This is a genomic window from Cronobacter sp. JZ38 (genome assembly GCF_008932145.1).
Classification (GTDB): Bacteria; Pseudomonadota; Gammaproteobacteria; order Enterobacterales; family Enterobacteriaceae; genus Cronobacter; species Cronobacter muytjensii.
The window spans coordinates 3568659-3592276 of the sequence record NZ_CP017662.1 but is presented as its reverse complement, the minus strand read 5'-3'; the positions used below and the strand labels follow the sequence as shown (position 1 = coordinate 3592276).

The window sequence follows — 23618 nt, the reverse complement described above, 5'->3', positions numbered from 1 at the left end:
GGCGGGTGCGGCTTAAAAGTCGTAGCTCATGGAGAGTTTCAGCGTGCGCGGTTTGCCCTGATAGAGATAAATGCCGCTGCTTTCCACGGTCGACCAGTATTTCTCATTGGTGACGTTATCGACACCCGCGCGCCACGTCACGGTATTCTGCTGATCGTTAAGCGTCATGCGGTAACGCACGCCGAGATCGAGCGTGGTGAAGTCTTCCAGCTTGCGGGTGTTGGCGGCGTTAGCGTACTGCGCGCCGGTGTGGTTCACCCAGGCGCTGGCGGTCAGCCCCTCGACCGGCGCGATATCCACCTCGCCGCCCACGCGCATCGCAAAGCGCGGCACCCCGACGGCGTCGTTACCGTCATTCACGCCGTCTTTGGTGCGGGTCATTTGTGGGTCAATCCAGGTGGCGCTGGCGTTCAGGCGCAGCCCCAGCACCGGCTCGCCGAACAGGTTCAGCTCCACGCCGCGGTTGCGCTGCTCGCCGCTGAGGGCGTAGATATTCGTGACGCTGTCCTGGGTGGCGACGGGCTTTTTGATTTCAAAGGCGGTCAGGGTGCCGCCAAGCCGCCCGAAATCTACCTTCACGCCCGCTTCATTCTGTTTTGAATGCAGAATGCCGGTGCTCTCGCCGTAGTTGGCGGCGGTCGACGGCGCGCTGCCGCCAGGCTCCAGCGACTCAGTATGGTTGGCGTAGAGCGATACCTGTTCGGTTGGCTTGTAGACGATGCCATAGGTCGGCATCCAGCGGCTGTCGTTAAACCGTGAATCACGCGTCTCATCGCCAGTTCTGGCGCTGTATTTGCGCACCACCACTTTCTGATGGCGCGCGGCCACCGTCAGCAGCACGCGGTCATCCAGCACGCCCAGCGTATCGCTCAGCAGCCAGCCCTGGGTGCGCGAGCGCCCGGTGGTCGGCGGCGAGCCATAGTTACCGCTGAAGCTGGCGTTGGGCGGACGGCCCACGTCTGGCGGGTCATAAATATTCACCGCCCGGGTGGTTTTCGCCATGCGCCAGGAGGTCGCGTCGCGGCGCGCGATGGCCGAATACCCCACATGCACCTGATGCGAAATAAACCCGGTGTCGAAGCGCCCGCGCACGCCGCCCATCCCGCTGAAATTATCAATAATGCGGTTGGTATCCATGCGGCCCATCGTGGCGTCGCCGGCGGCGTTGATCAGCCGCGGCGTGGCGTACAGCCCTTTCTCGTGGCTGTGCTGGCCGCCGAGGCCGCCATAAAGCGTCCAGTCGTCGGTGAGCGCATACTCAGCGCGCGCCATGCCGAACTGGCTTTCGAGATCGCTGTAAACCCAGTCCTGGCTGTAGTTCTGCGTCGCTTTCGGCACGGCCGGGATGAAATCGACGTTGCGAATATCCACGCCAATCCGCCCGCCGTGGAAGCCCTGCTTCTGGTAGCCGAGATCGAGCGAGGTTTTCAGCCGGTCGCCTTTGTAATCGAGGCCGACGGAGGCAAAGGTGGTGCGGCGCTTTTCGTTATCCACCGCCGTCTCGCGCTCGCGCTGCACCAGGTTTACGCGCGCGCCGAACTGCTCCGCGTCGCCGAAACGCCGCCCGGCATCCAGCGTGACGCCCGCCTGGCTTGCGGAGGTGTAGTCAACGCCAAGACGGGTGAGCGGCAGGTCGTCGGCATGTTTCGGCTCAAGGTTGATAACGCCGCCCACGCCGGTGGTGGACGCGCCGTTCACCAGCGCGTTGGCCCCTTTGAAGATCTCGATGCGGTCGACCATCGCCATCTCCACCACCTGACGCGGCATCACCCCGCCAAGGCCGCTAAAGGTCATGTCGTCGCCTTCAAGCGCAAAGCCGCGAATACGGTACGTCTCCTGGAAGTTGCCGTAGCCCTGCACGTTCTGCACGCCCGCATCGTTACGCACCACGTCGGCGACGGTGCGCGCCTGCTGATCTTCCACAAGCTTTGAGGTAAAGCTGATGACGTTAAAAGGCACATCCATCGCGCGCTGCTCGCCGAGCATGCCGAGCCGGCCGCCGTGCGCCACCTGGCCATCCAGATAAGCGGGCGGGGGCGTGTCGCCGCCCGGCGTAAATGCCTCGCCGGCGGCCTGTACCACAATGGTGTCTTGCGCCTGCGCATCGCCGCTGGCGGCCTGCGCGTAAGACGCGGCGCAGCCCACGGCCATCGCCAGCAGCGTTTTGCGTAACGTTACGTGTTTCATCCCCGAGGTTGTCCTGTCGTTATTCTTGTAAGGAAAAAGGGCCCCTTGCCGGGCCCGTAAAGCGGTTATTTCAGGTCGATGCGCACCACGTGCTCCGGCCCTTTAGTGGAGTGATCTTTATTAAACGGCTGTTTGACGGTAACCCACAGCGTCTGGCCGTCTTGTGAGAGCAGCAGGCTGTTCGGGTTCGGCGGCAGATCCCACTCTTTTTTCACTTTGTAAGTGGTGGCATCGAGGCTCAGTAGTTTTCCTCCGTCGCGCCGGGTGAGGTAGATCTCCTGGCGCTGCGGGTTGAATTTCACCGCCAGCGAATCGCCCACGTCGAGCTGTTTGATGACGTCGCCGCTGCGGATATCCAGCGCCAGCGTGGTTTTCGCTTTGGAGTTGTCGGTAACAAACAGACGGCCGGTCGCCGGATCTTCCGCCATGTTCAGCAGCAGCGCCGGTTTATCGCCGAGCGGTTTCCAGCGCTTTTCGATGCGCTGCGTGGTCGGGTTGATAACGAGAATTTCGCCGCCGCCGTTTGCCGCATACAGCCGTTGCGTGACAGGGGAGAAGTGCAGGCCGGTCACCCATTTGCCCGCGTTTTTGATGCGTTTTTTAAGCTTCAGCGTTTTCGCGTCGACGACCCAGATCACCGCCGGATCGGCGACGGCACCGACATACAGCAGGCCGTCGTGCCAGAGAATTTCACGCGCGCCGGACGGGAAGCCTTTCTCGTTACGCTCGTCAAACAGCAGGCGACCGGTGATTTTCCCGGTAGCGGCGTCGAGCGCGCTGATGCCGCCATCCAGCGAGTTGGTCACCCAAATCGTTTTACCTTGCGGATCGGTGGTCATGCCGAAGTTTTTCAGGTCGGTATGCGTTTCGCCGAGGGTTTTCAGCGACGCGGGATCGAGCTTGTAGATAACGCCGCCCTGAACATCTTTAAACGACTGTGCCGTGGCGACGTAAAGCGCGTGGGTCGTCGGGCTTAGCGCCATCTCATAGACGCCGTAAGCGAGCTCGCGCTTCACGAGGTTATCAGGCTGGGTTTGTGCGGCGGGAGCCGGAGAGGTGGCCTGCGCGGGGGAGGGTTGTGTCGCGCAGCCGCTAAGGGCGAGCGCCACCAGCAGCGCCAGGGCGCCAGTCTTGTGGTTCATCAGACAACTCCATTTGGTTTAACATATTGTTATAAAACGAAAAAGGGGAGTTCGCCCGCCGTCTGCGCCAGCGGTTCCTGCCATAAACTGAAACACCCTTTCACAGAAGCTGCAAATGTTACTAATAATCATTTGCAATTGAAAGCAAAAATCATCGGCGTGAAAAGGCGGCTAAAAAGCAGGGAAATGCGCTAAAAAGGCAGGAAAATAAGCAATGCCGGCAGGGGGGGCCGGCGTGGCGTTAACAGTCTCGCAGCGCCTGAACGAGGCGCGCCATTTCGTCGAGCAGGCGCTCGCGGTCGGCGCGGCGATCGCGCAGCGGGGCGGCAGAGCGGCGTTCAATAAAGCGCGTCGGCAGCAGCGTTGAGCCGCCGTCGCCATGGCCGGTGAGGCGCGCCACCATCCGGCGCACCGACTCCGCGCCGAGGCGGTTGAAATCCTGCTCGACGGTAGTGAGCGGCGGAATGAAATAGGCGCTGTCCGGCGTGTCGTCATAGCCAATTACCGAGACATCCTGCGGCACGCGCAGGCCGAGCTCGTCCAGCGCGCTCATCGCGCCGAAAGCCATCTGATCGTTTGCCACCAGCAGCGCGGTAATGTCGCGCCGCGTGCGGAACAGACTGAGCGTCTGCTGCCAGGCGTCCTTTGAGCTCCAGTCGCCATGCAGCAGCGCGCAGGCGTTGAGCCCGCGCTCTGCGAGCACCGCCTGCCAGCAGGCGAGACGCATTGAGGAGGCGACCGAGTGCGCGGGTCCCGCGAGCAGCGCGACCTGCTGATGTCCGGCATTGAGCAAAAATTCCGCGCTCTGACGCGAGCCGTCGCGCGGGTCAAAGCTCACGTGAAACACGTCGCTGTCGGCGGGCACGTCGAGAAACTGGCAGAGCAGATCGCTGTTTTGCGCCGCGAGTGTCGCCGCGGCGTCGGCCCCGAGCGGCAGGTTGATAATGACACCATCCACTTTCTGCGCGCGCATTTCGTTTAGCGAGCGTTGCAATTCCTCCAGCGTGCCGGTTTCCAGGGTGGCGATCACCACGCTGTAGCCCGCCCGCGCGGCGTGGCTTTTGATGGCGGCGGCGATCTGCGACGGCGCGTGGAGCGCCAGCGAGACGGTAATAAAACCGAGCGTGCGGGTGGCTTTGCCGGCCAGCAGCTGCGCGTTGCGGTTCGGCACAAACTGCAACGCCTCCATCGCCTCCAGCACCCGTTGGCGGGTGGCGGGCGACACCAGCGCCGGTTTGTTAAGCACGCGCGATACCGTCTGGTGCGATACCCCGGCCTTCCGCGCCACGTCATCCAGCGTGCTGAGTCGTTTTTTCATCGCCTTTCCTCTGCGTCTCGTCGGCGCAATCATCGGCGATGGCGGCGGCGAAAGTCAATTTCTGGCGCGAAATGTCTAGCGCTAACATCGGTGGTGTGACGTTGATCTCACTTCTCGATCCATTCACCGCAGGGATGTGATCCGGGATCGCATTCTGAAAAGCCGCTATTCGCCATTCTTACGCTTTCCCGCCATGCTGATTACCAATGTTAGCGCACGACATTTTTTGATTTCCAGGGAAAACTCATGACAGAAAACCCCACCACGACCGCTTTTAACGAGCTCCAGACGCGCCCGCTGGCGACCATTCTCGCCCGCAATGACTGGCAGAACCCGGCCATCACCAGCGTCAACCGCCTGCCGTCCCATACGCCGCTACACGGCTGGCGCGACGCCTGCCAGGCGCGCCGGGGCGAAACCTCCGACGCCGTGCTGTCGCTCGACGGCGAGTGGCAGTTCAGCTTTTTCACCAGCCCTCAGCAGGTGCCGGACGTCTGGCTGGCGGCCGATTTGAGCGACGCCTGCGCAACCAGGGTGCCGTCGAACTGGCAGATGGAAGGCTACGACACCCCGATCTACACCAACGTGCGTTACCCGATCCCGGTGAACCCGCCGTTTGTGCCGGACGAGAACCCGACCGGCTGCTATTCGCGCGATATCGACGTGCCGCAGGCGTGGCTGGAGGCGGGCCGCACGCGCATCATCTTCGGCGGCGTGAATTCGGCGTTTTATCTCTGGTGTAACGGGCAGTGGGTGGGGTACTCCCAGGACAGCCGCCTGCCGGCGGAGTTCGATCTCACCGACGTGCTGCATGCGGGCCGCAACCGCCTGTGCGTGCTGGTGTTGCGCTGGTCGGACGGCAGCTATCTTGAAGATCAGGATATGTGGCGCATGAGCGGCATTTTCCGCCCGGTCAGCCTGCTGCATCTCCCGGAGCAGGCCTTCGCGGACGTGCGCGTTCACACCGAGCTTGCGCCATCGCTGCGCCACGCCACGCTGTTTAGCGAGGTGGAAGTCACGCCCGCCGCGCGCGGGCTTGGCGTCAGCCTGGCGCTGTGGCACGGCGACACCGAAGTGGCGAGCCAGACGCGGCCGCTCGGCTCAGCCCCCATTGATGAGCGCGGCAACTACCCGGAGCGCGTAACGCTCTCGCTCGACGTTGACAACCCGCTGCTCTGGAGCGCCGAAGCGCCGCATCTCTACCGCGCGGTGGTCACGCTGCTTGACGCCGACGGCATGCCGCTGGTTTCTGAGGCGCACGACGTCGGCTTTCGTCGCGTGGAAATCCACAATGGCCTGCTGACGCTCAACGGCCAGCCGCTGCTTATTCGCGGCGTGAATCGTCACGAGCACCACCCGGAGAAAGGCCAGGCGGTGGATGAGGCGGCGATGGTGCAGGACATCCTGCTGATGAAGCAGAACAACTTTAACGCCGTGCGCTGCTCCCACTATCCTAACCAGCCGCGCTGGTATGAGCTGTGCAGCCGCTACGGGCTTTACGTGGTGGATGAAGCGAATATCGAAACCCACGGCATGGAGCCGATGAGCCGCTTGTCTGACGATCCGGTCTGGCTTGGCGCGTACAGCGAGCGCGTCACCCGGATGGTGAAATGCAACCGTAACCATCCGAGCATTATTATCTGGTCGCTCGGCAATGAGTCCGGCAATGGGGCCACCCACACCGCGCTCTACAACTGGATCAAGCATCAGGACCCGACCCGCCCGGTGCAGTATGAAGGCGGCGGGGCGGATACCCGCGCCACCGATATCATCTGCCCGATGTATGCCCGCGTGGAGACCGATCAGCTCATCCCGGCGGTGCCGAAGTGGTCGATTAAAAAATGGATTTCCATGCCCGGCGAAACCCGCCCGCTCATTCTGTGCGAATACGCCCACGCGATGGGCAACAGCCTCGGCAACTTCGCCGACTACTGGGCCGCGTTCCGCCAGTATCCGCGTCTGCAGGGCGGGTTTATCTGGGACTGGGCCGACCAGGCCATCACGCGCGTGGAGCCGGACGGCAGCCGCTGGTGGGCCTACGGCGGCGATTTTGGCGACACGCCGAATGACCGCCAGTTCTGCATGAACGGGCTGGTCTTCCCGGACCGCACGCCGCACCCGGCGCTCTTTGAGGCGAAGCATCAGCAGCAGTTCTTCCAGTTCCGGCTGGTGAGCGAAAGCCCGCTGCAAATCGAAGTGACCAGCGAATACCTGTTCCGCGACAGCGACAACGAGCGCCTGGTCTGGAGCGTCGAAGTGCGCGGTGAAGCGCGCATCAGCGGTGAAACCGTGCTGGAGCTCGGCCCACAGGCGAGCCGCGTGCTGACGCTCAGCGAAGACGGGTTTACCGCCAGGGCGGGTGACGACGCCATCTGGCTGCACGTGCGCGTTGAACAGCCGCAGGCGACGGCATGGTCCCCGGAAGGGCATCTCAGCGCCTGGGCGCAGTGGCCGCTTGCCGCGCCGCTCGCGCTGCCCGAGCCGCCGGTTGCGGGCGATGCGCCGCAGCTTGATATCACCGACGCGGAATTTGTCATCCGCCACGGGCGTCAGACATGGCGCGTCAGCCGCGCCAGCGGCCAGCTCACCCAGTGGAGCGACGACGGCGTCGATCAGCTGCTGACGCCGCTTGCCGATCAGTTTATTCGCGCGCCGCTTGATAACGATATCGGCGTCAGCGAAGTGGAACGCATCGACCCGAACGCCTGGGTGGAGCGCTGGAAGGCGGCCGGGCTGTATGAGACCGAACACCGCTGCCTGGTCTGCTGCGCGCAAACCATCCGCGAGGGCGTGGAAGTGCGCGCGCAACATGCGTATTTCGCACGCGGCCTGGCGGACGGCCCGGCGATCCTCAGCCGCTGGCGCATGGTGGTGGATAACCAGGGCGCGCTGCACTGCGATATCGACGTCGAGCGCAGCCCGGCGCTGCCGCCGCTGCCGCGCGTGGGCGTCGTCTGCCAGCTGCGCGGCGGCGAAGAAACCGCAAGCTGGCTCGGCCTCGGCCCGCATGAAAATTACCCGGACCGCCTGAACAGCGCCTGCTTCTCGCGCTGGACGCTGCCGCTCGCGGAGCTCTCCACGCCGTATATCTTCCCGAGCGAAAACGGCCTGCGCTGCAGCACCCGCGAGCTGAGCTGGAACGGCTGGCAGGCCGAGGGCGAGTTTCATTTCTCACTCAGCCCCTATGGCACCCGTCAGCTGATGGAGACCAGCCACTGGCATAAATTGCAGCCGGAGGCGGGCGTCTGGCTGACGCTTGACGGCTTCCATATGGGCGTCGGCGGGGACGACTCCTGGACGCCGAGTGTCCACCAGGAGTATCTGTTGACCGCGCGGGAATACCGCTACCGCTTTACCCTGCGCAGACGGCAAGGCTGACAGGGCGCGACCGCCGGGGCGCGCCCCGGCTTTTACAACAAAAACAGCCTTATTAACCCTGAAGGTGAAAGATGAATAAGCCTGCCCTGACCCCGGTTGAAAGACAGAACTTCATATTCTTTTTGCTGTTCTTCTTTTTCTACTACTTCATTATGTCGGCCTATTTTCCGTTCTTTCCGGTGTGGCTCGCGGATGTCGCCCATCTGAATAAAACGGATACCGGGATCGTCTTCTCGTGCATCTCGCTGTTCGCGATTATCTTCCAGCCGGTGTTCGGGCTGGTCTCCGATAAGCTCGGGCTGCGTAAGCATCTGCTGTGGACGATAACCGGGCTGCTGGTGCTGTTTGCGCCGTTTTTTATCTTTGTGCTCAAACCGCTGCTGGCGTTTAACATCTGGGTCGGGGCGTTTGTCGGCGGCTGCTATCTCGGCATCGTATTTTCGAGCGGCTCAGGCGCCGTGGAGGCTTATATTGAGCGCGTAAGCCGCGCCAATAACTTCGAATATGGCAAAGTGCGCGTTTCCGGCTGCGTGGGCTGGGCGCTGTGCGCCTCGATGACCGGCATGCTGTTTGGCGTGAACCCTAATATCATCTTCTGGGTGGCCTCGGCGTGCGCGCTGATTCTGGCAGGCGTGCTCTGGTTCTCGCGTCCGGCAGGAGAGAGCGGCAACCTGATCTCCGGCACCCAGGAAACCAGCCAGGCCTTCTCAATGAAGCTGGTGGGCGAACTGTTCAGAATGCGCAGCTTCTGGGCGTTCATCATTTACGTGGTGGGCGTGGCGAGCGTCTATGACGTCTTCGACCAGCAGTTTGCCAACTTCTTCAAAGGCTTTTTCTCAAGCCCGGAGCGCGGCACGCAAATTTTCGGTTTTGTCACCACCGGCGGCGAACTGCTCAACGCCACCGTGATGTTCTTCACGCCGTTTATCATCAACCGCATCGGCAGCAAAAACGCGCTGCTGATAGCAGGCGCGATCATGTCGATGCGCATTATCGGCTCGTCGTTCGCCACCGCCGACTGGCAGGTGATCATCCTGAAAACGCTGCATATGTTTGAGCTGCCGTTCCTGCTGGTGGGCACCTTTAAATACATTTCCGCCGTTTTTGATCCGCGGCTTTCCGCCACGCTGTTTCTGGTGGGCTTTAACCTCTCGAAACAGCTTTCGGGCGTCGTGCTCTCCACCTGGGCGGGGCGGATGTATGACACGGTGGGCTTCCAGCAGACTTATCTGGTGCTGGGGCTGATTACGCTTGGGTTTACCGTTATCTCCATCTTTACGCTTCAGGGGCGACCGCGCCCGGCGCTTGAGAAATCGCCTAATTCTTCTCTCGCCTGACGCCCGCGCCCTCCACGGGGGAGCCTGGCTCCCCCGCTATTCCCCTGAATGAATAAATTGCATGGCATAGATGTCAGAAATCTGTCCATTTATGGAAGAGCGGCGGGCCGCTTTCTTATACACTATGTGCCGCTATGGTAATCCGCCCGTTCCGACGCGGCCTCCAGAAAGCCGGTGATGAGGCTTCTGCCGCGCAAAAAAGAGTGAGACAGATGGAAATCAAACACAAAAAAAACCGTTCGCTTTATATCCCCTACGCCGGCCCGGTTCTGCTGGAGTTTCCGCTGCTGAATAAAGGCAGCGCCTTCAGCATGGAGGAGCGCAGCAACTTCAACCTGTTAGGGCTGCTGCCGGAAGTGGTGGAAACCATAGAAGAGCAGGCGGAGCGCGCGTGGCGACAGTTTGAAGATTTCAAAACGGATATTGATAAACACATCTACCTGCGCAACATCCAGGACACCAACGAAACCCTGTTCTACCGCCTGCTGGAAAACCATCTCGACGTGATGATGCCCATCATCTACACGCCGACCGTGGGCTCCGCGTGCGAGCGTTTTTCTGAAATTTACCGCCGCGCCCGCGGGGTGTTCATCTCCTGGCCGAACCGCCACAACATGGACGACATCCTGCAAAACGTGCCTATCCATAATATCAAAGTGATTGTGGTGACCGACGGCGAGCGTATTCTCGGCCTCGGCGACCAGGGTATCGGCGGCATGGGCATTCCTATCGGCAAGCTGTCGCTCTACACCGCCTGCGGCGGCATCAGCCCGGCGTATACGTTGCCTATCGTGCTGGATGTCGGCACCAACAACCAGCAACTGCTCAACGATCCGCTCTACATGGGCTGGCGTCATCCGCGCATCACCGACGATGAGTATTACGCGTTTGTGGATGACTTTATCCAGGCCGTGAAACAGCGCTGGCCGAACGTGCTGTTGCAGTTTGAAGACTTCGCGCAGAAAAACGCGATGCCGCTGCTGGAGCGCTATCGTGACGAGATCTGCTGCTTTAACGATGACATTCAGGGCACCGCGGCGGTCACGCTCGGCACGCTGATTGCGGCGAGCCGCGCGGCGGGCAGCCAGCTTAGCGAGCAGAAAATCGTCTTCCTCGGCGCGGGCTCCGCCGGGTGCGGCATCGCCGAGCAGATCATCGCCTGGATGCGCACCGAAGGCGGCTTAAGCGATGAGCAGGCGCGCGCCCGCGTTTATATGGTCGACCGTTTCGGCCTGCTCACCGACAACATGCCGAATCTGCTGTCGTTCCAGTCGAAGCTGGTGCAAAAGCGTGACAGCCTCCAGAGCTGGGACACCAGCAGTGATTCGCTGTCGCTGCTGGATGTGGTGCGCAACGTCAAGCCGGATATCCTGATTGGCGTGTCCGGGCAGACGGGCCTTTTCACCGAAGAGATCATCCGCGAGATGCATAAACACTGCGCGCGCCCGATCGTTATGCCGCTCTCAAACCCGACGTCCCGCGTTGAGGCCACGCCGCACGATATCCTGAACTGGACCGACGGCGCGGCGCTGGTGGCGACCGGCAGCCCGTTCCAGCCGGTGACCATCAAAGAGAAAACGTACCCGATTGCCCAGTGCAATAACGCGTACATTTTCCCGGGCATCGGGCTTGGCATTATTTCGTCCGGCGCGCTGCGCGTCACCGATGAGATGATGATGGCGGCCAGCGAAGCGCTGGCGTCGCATTCGCCGCTGGTCAATACCGGCAGCGGGCTGGTACTGCCGCCGCTGACCGACATTCAGCAGGTGTCGAAAGATATCGCGTTTGCAGTGGGGAAAATGGCGCAACAGCAGGGCGTGGCGGTGAAAACGTCCGCCGAGGCGCTGTTGCAGGCCATTGAGGAAAACTTCTGGCTGCCGGAGTATCGCAGCTACCGCCGCACGTCTATCTGATGCGGCTTCACGCTGGCGCGTCGCGCCAGCGTGCTTTCACTTCTGGCGTCTACCGCCGCGCCACTGCGCCCAGAGGCATTTGCCCGCCACCGTCGTTATCAGCGAACAGATAACCGACACCACCGCCAGCTCAATAAAATACGCGTTAAAGTCATCCAGGAACGGCACCACGTTCACCACGGCGGCCACGTCGCGCAATTCTGCTGCGTGCAGCAGGGCGAACAGCACATGCGGAATATTCAAAAAGAAGAAAATAAACAGCAGGCAAAAGATAATGGATTCAATGGTGTTGGCCGGGGTGACTCTCATTGACGCGCTCGGTTCTGAATAAAGGACAACCCCGACGACGCCTGGCGCCGCGGGGTCTGGCCTCGCATCATACCTGAAACCGCGCCCGACAACAGGTGATTTTATCGCCGGTTTCCCGGCGCACAGGCTCAGGCAACATGCTGGCGCACCTGCTCAATGCTGCTTAGGATCTCGCGCTCGATATCCGCTTCGCGCCATGTCGCCAGCGCTGATGAGAACGGCTCAAAAGCGTAAATCCCCTGATAGCCCCGCGCCTCCAGCGCGTTAACCTGCGCAACCGAGTTCAGGCGATCGCCCGGCGTCAGCATAACGCGCTGATCGTCGGTCAGCGCGTCGAACGGGCGCGTGTCTTCCACGCCTGAGAGGTGCACCAGCCCAATCATTGAAACCTCAACCTGCGCGAACTCCTGCGCTGCCTGCGGGTAGAGCGCGTGGTGAAAGGTGTCGATCAGCAGTTTAAAAGGGACGCTGGCGTCGCGGATCAACGTCTGGGCCTGCGCCGCCGAGCGCAGCGAGCTCTGCGGAAAACCGAGCGGCTCGACCAGCCCCTGAATGCCGTAGCGTTCAAAGAGGGGGGCGAGATCCTGAAGCGCCGCCAGCGTCTCGTCGGGCGCTATCTGGCGACCGTCGTTCAGCGGGCAGAGCACCAGCCCCGCCGCGCCCACCGCCTGCGCCTCTTTCAGCAGCGATTCGGTCAGTTCGCGCACCGCGGGCGTGCGCTGATTAAAGGGATACACGGCGTTAATCGTGACAATCTCAATACCGCAACGCGCCGCCAGGTCGCGCACCTGCGCATGGCTCAGGTCATCGGTCACGCTACCGCCGGGCATGTCATTACGCAGCTCGACCTTATTCAGTCCAAGCCGGTTAACAAGCTTAAAGAACGCGGGAATGTCCAGTCCTGGGGCGATTTTGCGGTTAACGCAGAAGCGGTGCAGTGCAACGGTCATCTTACTCTCCTGAAAGCAACAGAATGAAAGGGTCAGCCTGTCATTAATCAAAACATTTATTTCATAATTGGCAATGTTTGAAAATCCGCTTCTTTGATCGGCTTCGCAAAAAAGTGTTGAAGCCAGGCGGATATGCCCGTTATACGCGGTATAAGCCGTGATGTTTCAGGGGGTAAACCGATAAGGCGAAGGCGGGTTGAAACGGCGCAGGATGAAAATGCGACCATTGTCACCAAAATTACATTTCATTTGATTGCCTTATTGAAATATTCATTTCATTTAGCCAGGATAAGGACAGACGAGTTTACGCGAGCCGCCACGGCTACGGCATTGACCCCCTCCAGACGACGAGGCTAAGCATGACTATTACAGGAAACTTTATCGGCGGGAAAATCTGCTACAGCGACAGCAACCAGACGGTGCCGGTCTTCGACCCGGCCACGGGCAAACCGGTGCGTGAGCTGACGCAATCCACGGCCCGGGAGGTCTCGGGCGCGATTCAGGTCGCCCATGAGGCGTTCGCCGCCTGGTCGAACACCACGCCGCTGCGCCGCGCCAGGGTGCTGTTTCATTTCAAAATGCTGCTGGAACAGCATGCCGAAGAGCTGGCGGCGATTATCGTCAGCGAACATGGCAAGGTCTGGTCGGACGCGATGGGCGAACTGACGCGCGGCATGGAAGTGGTGGAGTTCGCCTGTGGCATTCCACACCTGATCAAAGGGGAATACTCCTCCGACGTCGGCACCCGCGTCGACAGCTACTCCCTGATGCAGCCGCTCGGCGTGGTCGCCGGCATCACTCCGTTTAACTTCCCGGCGATGGTGCCGATGTGGATGTTCCCGATAGCGCTCGCCTGCGGCAACAGCTTTGTGCTCAAACCGCCAGCGCTGGCGCCCACCGCTGCGGTGCGACTGGCGGAGCTGCTAAAAGAGGCCGGCCTGCCGGACGGCGTTTTTAACGTTGTGCATTGCAGCAATGAGGACGCCGAACAGCTCTATACCGATCCGCGCATCGCGGCGGTGAGCTTTGTCGGCTCGTCCGGCGTGGCGGAGCATATCTACAAAACCGCCAGCGCCTGCGGCAAACGCGTGCAGGCGTTCGGAGCGGCGAAAAACCACGCTATCGTGATGCCGGATGCGGATCTCGACGCGACGGTCAACGCCATTATGGGCGGCGCGTTCGGCTCGGCGGGCGAACGCTGCATGGCGCTGCCGGTGGTGGTGGCGGTGGGCGATGAAACGGCGGATAAACTGATCGCGCGCCTGAAGCCGCTGGTGGAGGCGCTGAAAGTCGGCCCAGGCTGTATGCGCGGGCCGGAAGAGAATGAGATGGGGCCGGTCGTCTCTGACGCGCACCAGAAAAAAGTCCTGGGCTATATTGAGAAAGGCGTCAACGAGGGCGCGAAACTGGTGGTGGATGGTCGCCGGTTCCGCCTGCCGGGCTATGAAGCGGGCTATTACGTGGGCGGCACGCTGTTCGATAACGTGACGCCGGAGATGGTTATCTGGCGCGAAGAGATTTTCGGGCCGGTGCTTGGCATCGTGCGCGCGCCGGACTACGACAGTGCGCTGGCGCTGATAAACAGCCACGAATTCGGCAACGGCAGCGCGATTTTCACCAGCAACGGCCACACGGCGCGCGAGTTCGTGCACGATGTGCAGGCAGGCATGGTGGGCGTCAACGTGCCGGTGCCGGTGCCAATGGCATTCCACAGCTTCGGCGGCTGGAAACGCTCTGTCTTCGGCGCGCTTAACGTGCACGGGCCGGACGGCGTGCGTTTCTACACCCGCATGAAAACCGCCACGGTGCGCTGGCCGCAGGGGCAACAGACCGTCTCTGAATTCAGTATGCCGACGCTGGGTTAATTTTCCAGGAGGAGCCATGTCGTTACTTGCAAAGGCGCAGCGCGACGCGCGCCATCTTCAGCACATCACGCCGGAAAGCGCCGGCTGGCGCTATATCGGCTTCGATGTCTGGATGTTGAAAGAGGGGGAAACGCTCACGCTTGAGAGCGGCGACCGGGAGCTGTGTCTGGTGCTGGTGGCGGGGCGTGCCTCGGTGAAAACGCGCAAGGCGGATTTCCCGGGGCTCGGCGGGCGGATGTCGCCGTTTGAGCGCACGCCGCCGTGGTCGGTCTACGTGCCGCCGCAGGAGCGAATTGAAGTGACGGCGGATTCCAGCCTGGAACTCGCGGTCTGCAGCGCGCCGGGTAAAGGCACGCTGCCTGCGCGGGTGATAACGCCGCAAGAGGTGGGCGTCGAGCATCGCGGCAAAGGACGTAACCAGCGCCTGGTGCATAACATTCTGCCGGACAGCGGCGAGGCGGACTGTCTGCTGGTGGTCGAGGTGTATACCGAAGAGGGCGCCACCAGCTCCTGGCCCGCGCACAAGCACGACACGCCAGTGCCCGGCCAGGAGACGCAGCTCGAAGAGACCTACTATCACCGTTTCGACCCGCCGCAGGGCTTTGCGTTTCAGCGGGTTTACACCGATGACCGCAGCCTCGACGCCTGCATGGCGCCCTACAATCACGACGTGGTGATGGTGCCGCGCGGCTATCATCCGGTCGCGGCGATTGCAGGTTACGACAGCTACTACCTGAACGTGATGGCCGGGCCTGAGCGAAAATGGCTCTTCACCTGGGAAGAGGACCACGCCTGGATAAACCACGACGACTATCCGCGGCGCTAAGCGTGGAAACAAAAACGGCCCGTACGGGCCGTTTTTTTGTGGCGCGCGTCAGGCGCTCTGCTGCTGCGCGGTTTTGCTGTTGTTAAGCGCCAGCGACACGGCCAGCGTCTGGGCGAGACAGAGCGAGGCCACCTGCGAGCGGAAGCCGTCCACCTGGGCTTCACGCACCACGAAACAGACATCGCTGAAGGCGGCGAGCGGGCTTACCTGGCTGTCGGTAATGGCAATCTGGCGCGCTTTGCGCTGCGCGCCAAGCTCGACCAGCTCCACCACTTCGCGGGAATAAGGCGAGAAGCTCACCGCCACCACCACATCTTTCGGCCCCACCAGGCTTAACTGCTCGGTAAACATCCCGCCCAGCCCGTCGATAAGAAACGCTTTACGGTCGAGATGGCGCAGCGCGTAGGTGAGATAAGACGCGACGCTGAACGAGCGGCGCAGGCCAATCACGTAGATATTTTCCGCCTCCGCCAGCAGCTTTACTGCGTTTTCCAGGTCTTCCGGCGCCATCTGCATCGCCAGCTGTTGCAGCGCCTGGCTGTTGACCATCGTAAACATGCTGAGGATTTCGCCCGGCGTTTCCGGAGCGCTGGTCTCTTCGCTGGCGGTCTGGCGGAACAGGCGCGCGCGCTCGGTATAGTTGGCGGTCTCCTCCATCAGATGCTGTCTGAACATCTGCTTCATTTCATTAAAGCCGCTGAAGCCGAACGCGTTGGCGAAGCGGATAAGTGTGGATGGCGGCACATCCGCCTGCTGGGCGATAGAGGCCACGGTGTCGAACGCCACGCTGTTGCTGTTATCGAGAATGTAGCGCGCCACCTGTTTTAGTCGTTTGCTGAGCTCGTCATACCGGCGACGAATTTCATCCTGCAGGATGGAGAGCTGGGTCGGATTATTTGCCATGTATCGTGCCTGAAAAAGGGGAAAAAGGAGGAAAGCTTGTGTCAGTGTATCAAATGAAGCGAATTTTTCATTTTCCCGAATGAAATACGCGATTCATTTCACGAAGCAGGAAGGCGCGGAGCGACAGGGCCGCTCCGCGAGGGGATCAGGAACGGGCGTCGCGCCAGAAGCCGATAAGCGTCAGGTAATTGTTTTTTACCTCGCGGATCAGCGCCTCGTCGCTAAGCTCGCCCTGCATCCAGCGGCGCGACGGCTGGCCAAAAATGGTGCGCCCGACCGCAAAGCCTTTGATGATGGGATGCGACGCCGCCTCAGCGAATCCTTCACGCAACTGCTCCTGCGGCGCGTCAAGGCCCAGCAGCAGGATGCCGCGACAGTACGGATCTTCCTGCTCAATCAGCGCGCTGATGGCCTGCCAGTGATGGCTCGCCAGCGGCGGCAGTTTCCACCAGTCCGGTTTGATGCCGAGCTGATAAAAATGCGCCAGCATACTGTGGTAATGCTGTTGGTCTTTATCCGGCCCGCTCTCGGGCAAAATGACTTCCAGCAGCAGTTCATGACCCGACTGCTGACAGGCGCGCCACACCTCCCGCAACAGCGCGTCTTGCTCTTCACGCAGCGCGAGCGGATCGTGCGGATGGTAAAAGACCAGGCATTTCACCACATGCTCCAGCGGCCAGCTTGCGAGCTGCGAGCCGATATCGCCATGCTCCAGGCGCAGCGGGCGGGAGCCCGGCAGTTCAATCGGGCGGCCAATCCACCAGCCCTGGCCGGTAATGGCGTTCAGCGCGCGCTGGCCGTAGGTGCCGTCCGCGAGAATGCCGCTGCGCCCCTCAAGCCCCGCTGCCTGCGCTGCGTCTTTCGCGGCCTGTAGCAGCAGTTGTTTCAGCGCCGGGATGCGCGCGTCGTCACAGCCGGTATCGCGGGCCAGATCGGCGAGCTGTTTGCGGTGATCGAAGGCGAAAATGCACAGCTCCGGCCACGCCTGGCGGCGGGAAGTGACGCGATGCAGATGATTTAAGCGGGCGTCGAGATCCGGGCGCGGCACCGCTTGCGCGCGGGCCAGATAATCATCAAGCTCGTCGCGGGTCGGCATCGCCGGGGCGCAGCCGTGGCGAGATACCACCAGCGCGCCGCAGGCGTTGGCGTAGCGGCAGGCCTGCTCCCAGCCCTCGTCATTCAGCCAGCCGCGCAGCAGGCCGGACATAAACGCATCGCCCGCGCCCAGCACGTTCAGCACCTCCACGCGCACCCCCTGAAAGAGCGGGATAGCGTCCCAGCCGTCCGGCACCGCGCCTTCCAGCACCACGCAGCCCATCGGCCCGCGCTTGCAGACCAGCGTGGCGTTCGTGGCGTGGCGGACATTTTTCAGCGCCGTCAGCGTGTCGGTGCTGCCGCCCGCGATATGAAACTCCTCTTCCGTACCGACAACCAGATCGAAAAGATGCAGCACTTCCTGCAACTGGCGCGTCACCGGCTCTGACTCCACATAGCGCGTTTCGCCGTCGCCGGGTGAGGTCAGCCCCCACAGCACCGGACGGTAGTCGATATCCAGCGCGGTACGCAGCCCGTGGCGGCGCGCATATTCCAGCGCTTTCAGCACCGCGGCGCGGGTGTCCGGGTGGGAGAGATGCGTGCCTGTCACCGCCAGCGCGCGGGCGGAGGCGATATAGTCTTCGTTGATATCCTGCGGCGTCAGCGCCATGTCGGCGCAGTTATCGCGATAGAAAATCAGCGGGAACGTCTCCTGGTCTTTAATGCCGAGCATCACCAGCGCCGTCAGCCGCTGTTTATCCGTTATCAGGTATTCAGTATCGACGCCTGCGCGCTGCAGCGTTTCCCGCAGGAAACGTCCATTATGTTCATCCCCCACGCGGGCCAGCATCGCCGATTTCAGCCCCTGAATCGCGGTACCGAACGCGACATTGCCCGACGAACCGCCGAGATATTTGGCGAAGGTCGCCACATCTTCAAGCCTGGCGCCGATTTGCTGCGCGTAGAGATCCACGGCAACCCGGCCAATACAAATGACGTCGAGCCGCTTAACTGCTGCATTCATAGCTACGGTTTCCTTTTGCATGCCTGCTTCACGAGAGGGCCGGAGAGCCGGCGGCGCGCCCGCAAGCAGCCTGAGGGTTAACGGTTGAACGTAGTATGAGAAATAAATATTTCATTTACAAATTAGTTTGAAATTAAAAAACCAAAAATGTGAACGCTATTCCACTCTGCGTGTCTTCAGCGCATGGCGCGCAGGCGCGAGCGCCGCTTCCGGGCAGCGCATCACCGGCCGCTGCAAAAGCATAGACTCTGCGGGGTTATCTGGCGCGGCGCGGTGTTGCGGGTTGCAGCGTTTCGCGATCCCTGCCACAGAAAAAGCCAGGGGGCGAAACAGAGTTTGATCGCTCTCTCAAAATGAAACATTTCATCTGTATTTTGGTTTAATGAAAAATATGTTTGCCTATAATCCAGACAGATTCCGGCAGGCAGTCCGCTTTTACACCGACACCAGAGCGAGCCTGCATGACATTGGCTGAAAAAGGAAGGCGAACATGGGCAAGCAGAGACTGACAATGGCGCAGGCGCTGGTGAAGTTTCTTGATAATCAGTATCTGGAGGTGGATGGCGAGACCGTCAAATTCGTCAAAGGCATTTTCGCCATCTTCGGTCACGGCAATGTGCTGGGGCTTGGCCAGGCGCTGGAGCAGGAGCGCGGCGAATTGCGTCTCTATCAGGGCCGCAACGAACAGGGGATGGCCCATGCGGCCACCGGTTTCGCCAGACAGTCGCTGCGCCGCCAGATCCTCGCCTGCACCTCGTCGGTCGGGCCCGGTGCCGCCAACATGATAACCGCCGCCGCGACGGCCACCGCCAACCGGATCCCGCTATTGCTGCTGCCGGGCGATGTCTTCGCCACCCGCCAGCCCGATCCGGTGTTACAGCAGATAGAGCAGAGCTACGATCTCAGCATCAGCACCAACGACGCCTTTCGCGCCGTCAGTAAGTACTGGGATCGCATTACGCGCCCGGAACAGCTGATGAGCGCCTGCATTAACGCCATGCGCGTCCTTACCGATCCGGCGGAAACCGGCGCGGTGACGCTGGCGCTGCCGCAGGATGTCCAGGGCGAAGCCTGGGATTATCCGACGGAGTTTTTCGCCCGCCGCGTGCATCGTCTCGACCGCCGTCCGGCGAGCGCCGCCCAGCTCAATGACGCCGTGGCGGCCATAGTCGCCAGCCGCAAACCGCTGATTGTCTGCGGCGGCGGCGTGAAATATTCCGGGGCGGGCGAGGCGCTGGCGCAGTTCGCTGAGCGTTATCACATTCCGTTCGCCGAGACCCAGGCGGGAAAAGGCACGCTCATCTCGTCGCACCCGTATAACGTCGGCGGCGTCGGTGAAACCGGCTGTCTCGCGGCGAACCTGCTCGCCAAAGAGGCGGATCTGGTGATCGGCGTCGGAACCCGTTTTACCGATTTCACCACCGCCTCGAAATGGATTTTCCAGCATCCGGGCGTGCGGTTTCTCAATATCAACGTCAGCAACTTTGACGCCTGGAAGCTCGACGGCATTCCGCTGCTGGCCGACGCCCGCGAGGCGCTGACGGCGCTTGACGCCGCGCTTGGCGATACCGCGTGGCAGGCGGGCTGGGGCGAGCAGATTGCCGCCGTGCAGAACCGCCAGATGAAAGAGACGCACCGTGTATATCAGGCCACGTTTCAGGAAAAGGGATTCGTTCCGGAGATAGATGATCATCTCGACCGCGAATCGGTCTGGCGAGAATTTCGCCTGCTGACCGACTCGACGCTCACCCAGAGCAGCGTGCTCGGCCTGCTTAATGAGGCGTTACCTGAAGAGGCGGTGATCGTCGCGGCGGCGGGCAGCCTGCCGGGAGATTTGCAGCGCGTCTGGCGCACCCGCGCGCCCAATGCCTATCACGTTGAATATGGCTACTCCTGCATGGGCTATGAGGTGAACGCGGCGCTCGGCGTGAAGCTCGCCGAGCCGCAGCGCGAGGTCTACGCGATGGTGGGCGATGGCGCGTTCATGATGCTGCATTCAGAGCTGGTCACCTCCTTACAGGAAGGCGCGAAAATTAACGTGCTGCTGTTCGACAACATGACCAACGGCTGTATCAACAATCTGCAAATGGAACACGGCATGGACAGTTTCGGCACCGAGTTCCGCTTCCGCTCGCCGGAGAACGGCCAGCTGAGCGGCGGGCTGGTGCCGGTGAACTTCGCCGCCATCGCGGCGGGCTACGGCTGTAAAACCTGGCGCGTCACCACGCTGGATGAGCTGAAAGCGGCGCTGGAGGCGGCGCAGCGCGAGACCGTCAGCACCCTTATTGATATCAAAGTGTTGCCCAAAACCATGGTGCACAAATATGGCAGCTGGTGGAACGTCGGCGTGGCGCAGCAGGCGCTGTCCGAACGTATTCAACGCGTGGCGCAACAGATTAACGAAAAACGCGCGCAGGCGCGGGATTACTGATTTTCCCTTTAAAAGACAACTTACCTTAACCCTGATTATTCCGGAGATAACCCTTATGTCGCTCAGATTAGGCGTAATTGGCGCAGGCGCCATTGGTAAAGAACATATCCGCCGCTGCACGCAGGTGCTGCAGGGCGCGACCGTCGTCGCGGTATCGGACATCAACCTGGATAACGCGCGCGCCGCGGTCAACGCGCTCGGCCTGCAAGCGGAAGTGTATGCCGACGGGCAGGATGTGATTAAGGCGCAGGATGTGGACGCGCTGATTGTCACCTCCTGGGACCCGACGCACGAGGCCTTTACGCTCGCGGCTATTGACGCGGGCAAACCGGTGTTCTGTGAAAAGCCGCTCGCTATGACCGCCGAAGGCTGTCGCCGTATTGTGGACGCCGAGATGAAAGCGGGCCGCCGTCTGGTGCAGGTGGGCTTTATGCGTCCTTACGACGAAGGCTACCAGGCGCTGAAAGGGGTTATCGATAGCGGCGACATCGGCGCGCCGCTGATGCTGCACTGCGCGCATCGCAACCCGGAAGTGGGCGAGAACTACACCACCGATATGGCCATCACCAGCACGCTTATCCATGAGCTCGACGTATTGCGCTGGCTGCTGAACGACGACTATGCCTCGGTGCAGGTGCGTTTCCCTCGCGCCACGTCGCACACCCACGCGCAGCTCAAAGATCCGCAAATCGTGATGCTGGAAACCCGCAAAGGGACGCTTATCGACGTCGAGATTTTCGTTAACTGCCGCTACGGCTACGACATCCAGTGCGAAGTGGTCGGCGAAACCGGCATTGCCCGGCTGCCGGAGCCTTCGTCGGTGCAGATGCGTAAAGCGGCGAAGCTTGCCACCACGATCCTGACCGACTGGAAAGACCGTTTCATTAAAGCGTATGACGTGGAGTTGCAGGCGTTTATCAATGACGTAAAAGCGGGCGAACTGCGCGGCCCGTCCGCCTGGGATGGTTACGCGGCGTCGGTTGCGGCGGATGCGTGCCTGAAGGCGCAGGAGAGCGGCGCGCTGGAGTCCATCAGCCTGCCGGAGCGCCCGGCGTTTTATCTGCGCTAAACCCGCAGCCTGCTAATGAATCTGACAGGGGTTAACCATGAAAATCGCCTTTGACGTCGACGTCATTAAAGACCTCGGGATCACGAATATGGTCCGGCAGGTCGCGGAGTGGGGCTATCAATACATTGAGCAGTCGCCGCACCCGCAAATTAACCCGTTTTATAAGCACCCGAAAGCGGGCCGGGAAGTGATCGCCGAATATAAAAAGGCGCTGCGCGACACCGGCGTTGCGCTTTCTTCCTTTATTTGCGTCTACCGCTGGTCGGGTCCGGACGAGCTGCGGCGACAGGCGGCGGTGAAAAACTGGAAGCGCCTAATCGAAATCGCCATCGAGATGGATGTGCAGGTGATCAACACCGAGCTTTCCGGCGACCCAAACCAGCCGGAGATCTGCGAGGAGATGTTCTATCGCTCAATGGAGGAGCTGTTGCCGATTTTCGAGCGCGAGGGGTTGCGCGTGGAGATCCAGGCTCACCCGTGGGATTTCTGCGAAGAGAACAACGAGACTGTCGATATCGTGAAGTCGTTTCGCAGCGATAACGTGAAATATGTCTACAGCGTGCCGCACACTTTCTTTTATGACAAAGGCAAAGGAGAGGTGGAAAAGATGCTGCGCTACGCCGGGGATGACCTGTCGCATGTGCTGATCGCCGATACCATGAACCACACCCGCCACTGTCGCTATATCGTCAACCCGCCGGGCGTCGACGCCGCGGTGCATCAGCATGTGGGCGTAGGGGAGGGGGAAGTCGATTTCCAGGCGTTGTTCAGCACGCTGCGCGATATGGGGTTCGCCCACCAGAGCTTTAAAGTGGGCGGCGAGCCGATTGTCGCCGCGTCGCTCTTTGGCTACCCGGAGAAGATGAAATACCAGGCGGTGGAAACCCGCGAACTGATTGAGCGCGAACTGCTGGGCCGTTAAGCCCCAGCCGGTTGCGACCTGAGAGGCGCATTATGAATAAGCAAGATGTGAAGCTGGCCATCGCCCCGATCGGCTGGACAAACGACGACATGCCGGAGCTGGGCAGTGAAAACACCTTTCAGCAGACGGTCAGCGAAATGGCGCTGGCGGGCTTTACCGGCAGCGAAGTCGGTAGCAAATACCCGCGCGACCCGGCCATTCTCAAGCCGATGCTGGCTATCCGCGGCATTGAGATCTGCAACGCCTGGTTCAGCACCTTTTTTGCGGCGGGCGAGCGGGAGAAAACCCTCGACGAGTTTGTGAATCACATGAATTTCCTGCATGCGATGGGCGCGAAAGTGATTGGCTGCTCCGAGCAGAGCGGCAGCATTCAGTGCACCACGCTGCCGGTGATGGGGCCGGACAAACCGTGTTTCAGCGAGGAGGAGTGGGCGCGCGTGGCGGAGGGCTACAACACGCTTGGCCGGCTCGCCGCCGAAAAGGGCATGCAGGTCTGTCTGCATCATCATATGGGCACCGGTATCCAGACCGCGCAGGAGATAGACACGTTTATGTCGCGCGTGGATGACACAGTGTTTCTGCTGTTCGATACCGGACACGCCTGGTACGCCGAAGGCAGCGAAGCGGCCATGCTCGCCATTCTGGAAAAACACCTGCCGCGCATTAACCATGTGCACCTGAAAGATGTGCGCCCGGCAGTCATTGACGAGGTGAAACGCGACGGGCTGTCGTTCCTGGCGGGCGTCAGGAAGGGCACCTTCACGGTGCCGGGCGACGGGGCTATCGATTTCCGTCCGGTATTCCGGCTGCTGGATGAGCATGGCTATCGCGGCTGGATGGTGGTGGAGGCCGAGCAGGACCCGGCAGTGGCGAACCCGTTTGAATATGCGGTGAAAGCGCGTCGCTATATCCTGGAGACCGCCGGGATCTGACCCTCGCGCGCTGGCCCGCCAGGGGCAAACTGGCGGGTCTGTCCATTCAGTCTGGCTTTTTTTGAAAACAACGTTTC

General features: G+C 61.2%; 16 protein-coding genes. 9 read left to right on the top strand and 7 right to left on the bottom strand.

Going from position 1 to position 23618, the window contains the following annotated elements; all coding sequences use genetic code 11:
- Positions 1-12: 12 nt before the first annotated feature.
- From BJP61_RS16980 to BJP61_RS16970, 3 genes are all read right to left on the bottom strand, one after another.
- The gene (locus BJP61_RS16980; protein ID WP_171998787.1) at positions 13-2187 is read right to left on the bottom strand and encodes a TonB-dependent siderophore receptor; all 2175 of its coding nucleotides are present in this window, start codon (positions 2185-2187) and stop codon (positions 13-15) included.
- Between the two features lie 65 nt (positions 2188-2252).
- The gene (locus tag BJP61_RS16975; protein ID WP_171998785.1) at positions 2253-3329 is read right to left on the bottom strand and encodes a hypothetical protein; all 1077 of its coding nucleotides are present in this window, start codon (positions 3327-3329) and stop codon (positions 2253-2255) included.
- Between the two features lie 241 nt (positions 3330-3570).
- The gene (locus tag BJP61_RS16970) at positions 3571-4647 is read right to left on the bottom strand and encodes a LacI family DNA-binding transcriptional regulator (RefSeq protein ID WP_171998783.1); all 1077 of its coding nucleotides are present in this window, start codon (positions 4645-4647) and stop codon (positions 3571-3573) included.
- A gap of 246 nt (positions 4648-4893) precedes the next feature.
- On the opposite strand from BJP61_RS16970, the gene BJP61_RS16965 reads away from it, so the two are divergent.
- From BJP61_RS16965 to BJP61_RS16955, 3 genes are all read left to right on the top strand, one after another.
- Positions 4894-8025, top strand: a complete 3132-nt coding sequence (locus tag BJP61_RS16965) for a beta-galactosidase (protein ID WP_171998780.1) — start codon at positions 4894-4896, stop codon at positions 8023-8025.
- 71 nt (positions 8026-8096) lie between these two features.
- Positions 8097-9362 (top strand): oligosaccharide MFS transporter, encoded by a 1266-nt coding sequence (locus tag BJP61_RS16960; protein WP_171998777.1) that lies wholly within the window; start codon positions 8097-8099, stop codon positions 9360-9362.
- Positions 9363-9574: 212 nt separating this feature from the next.
- Positions 9575-11275 carry an NAD-dependent malic enzyme gene (locus tag BJP61_RS16955; protein ID WP_075192859.1) on the top strand — a complete coding sequence of 567 codons (1701 nt, stop codon included), beginning with the start codon at positions 9575-9577 and terminating at the stop codon, positions 11273-11275.
- A gap of 36 nt (positions 11276-11311) precedes the next feature.
- Here the strand turns inward: BJP61_RS16955 and BJP61_RS16950 are convergent, their stop codons facing one another.
- A complete protein-coding gene (locus BJP61_RS16950; RefSeq protein ID WP_161580944.1) occupies positions 11312-11584 on the bottom strand; it encodes a hypothetical protein in 273 nt (90 codons plus the stop codon).
- 128 nt (positions 11585-11712) lie between these two features.
- Positions 11713-12534 (bottom strand): TIM barrel protein, encoded by an 822-nt coding sequence (locus tag BJP61_RS16945; RefSeq protein WP_171998775.1) that lies wholly within the window; start codon positions 12532-12534, stop codon positions 11713-11715.
- 359 nt (positions 12535-12893) lie between these two features.
- Here BJP61_RS16945 and BJP61_RS16940 point away from each other — a divergent pair, with 359 nt between their 5' ends.
- Complete coding sequence (locus BJP61_RS16940) at positions 12894-14399, top strand: CoA-acylating methylmalonate-semialdehyde dehydrogenase (RefSeq protein ID WP_171998772.1); 1506 nt, start codon at positions 12894-12896, stop codon at positions 14397-14399.
- A 16-nt stretch (positions 14400-14415) separates the two neighbouring features.
- The gene (iolB, locus tag BJP61_RS16935) at positions 14416-15225 is read left to right on the top strand and encodes a 5-deoxy-glucuronate isomerase (RefSeq protein ID WP_038864507.1); all 810 of its coding nucleotides are present in this window, start codon (positions 14416-14418) and stop codon (positions 15223-15225) included.
- 48 nt (positions 15226-15273) lie between these two features.
- On the opposite strand, the gene BJP61_RS16930 is transcribed toward iolB, so the two are convergent.
- Positions 15274-16128, bottom strand: coding sequence for a MurR/RpiR family transcriptional regulator (locus BJP61_RS16930; protein WP_038864504.1), 855 nt, complete (start codon positions 16126-16128; stop codon positions 15274-15276).
- Positions 16129-16273: 145 nt separating this feature from the next.
- Positions 16274-18187, bottom strand: coding sequence for a 5-dehydro-2-deoxygluconokinase (gene iolC, locus BJP61_RS16925; protein ID WP_075192863.1), 1914 nt, complete (start codon positions 18185-18187; stop codon positions 16274-16276).
- A gap of 490 nt (positions 18188-18677) precedes the next feature.
- Between iolC and iolD the strand changes: the two genes are divergently transcribed.
- Genes iolD through iolE form a run of 4 tightly spaced genes read left to right on the top strand, consistent with a single transcriptional unit; the run spans position 18678 to position 23541 of the window.
- Positions 18678-20618, top strand: coding sequence for a 3D-(3,5/4)-trihydroxycyclohexane-1,2-dione acylhydrolase (decyclizing) (gene iolD / locus BJP61_RS16920; protein WP_038864497.1), 1941 nt, complete (start codon positions 18678-18680; stop codon positions 20616-20618).
- A gap of 55 nt (positions 20619-20673) precedes the next feature.
- Positions 20674-21687 carry a Gfo/Idh/MocA family oxidoreductase gene (locus tag BJP61_RS16915; RefSeq protein ID WP_171998770.1) on the top strand — a complete coding sequence of 338 codons (1014 nt, stop codon included), beginning with the start codon at positions 20674-20676 and terminating at the stop codon, positions 21685-21687.
- Positions 21688-21724: 37 nt separating this feature from the next.
- Entirely contained in the window at positions 21725-22609 is an 885-nt protein-coding gene (locus tag BJP61_RS16910) for a sugar phosphate isomerase/epimerase (RefSeq protein WP_038864487.1), read from the top strand.
- Positions 22610-22641: 32 nt separating this feature from the next.
- Complete coding sequence (gene iolE, locus BJP61_RS16905) at positions 22642-23541, top strand: myo-inosose-2 dehydratase (protein WP_171998768.1); 900 nt, start codon at positions 22642-22644, stop codon at positions 23539-23541.
- Positions 23542-23618 lie beyond the last annotated feature (77 nt).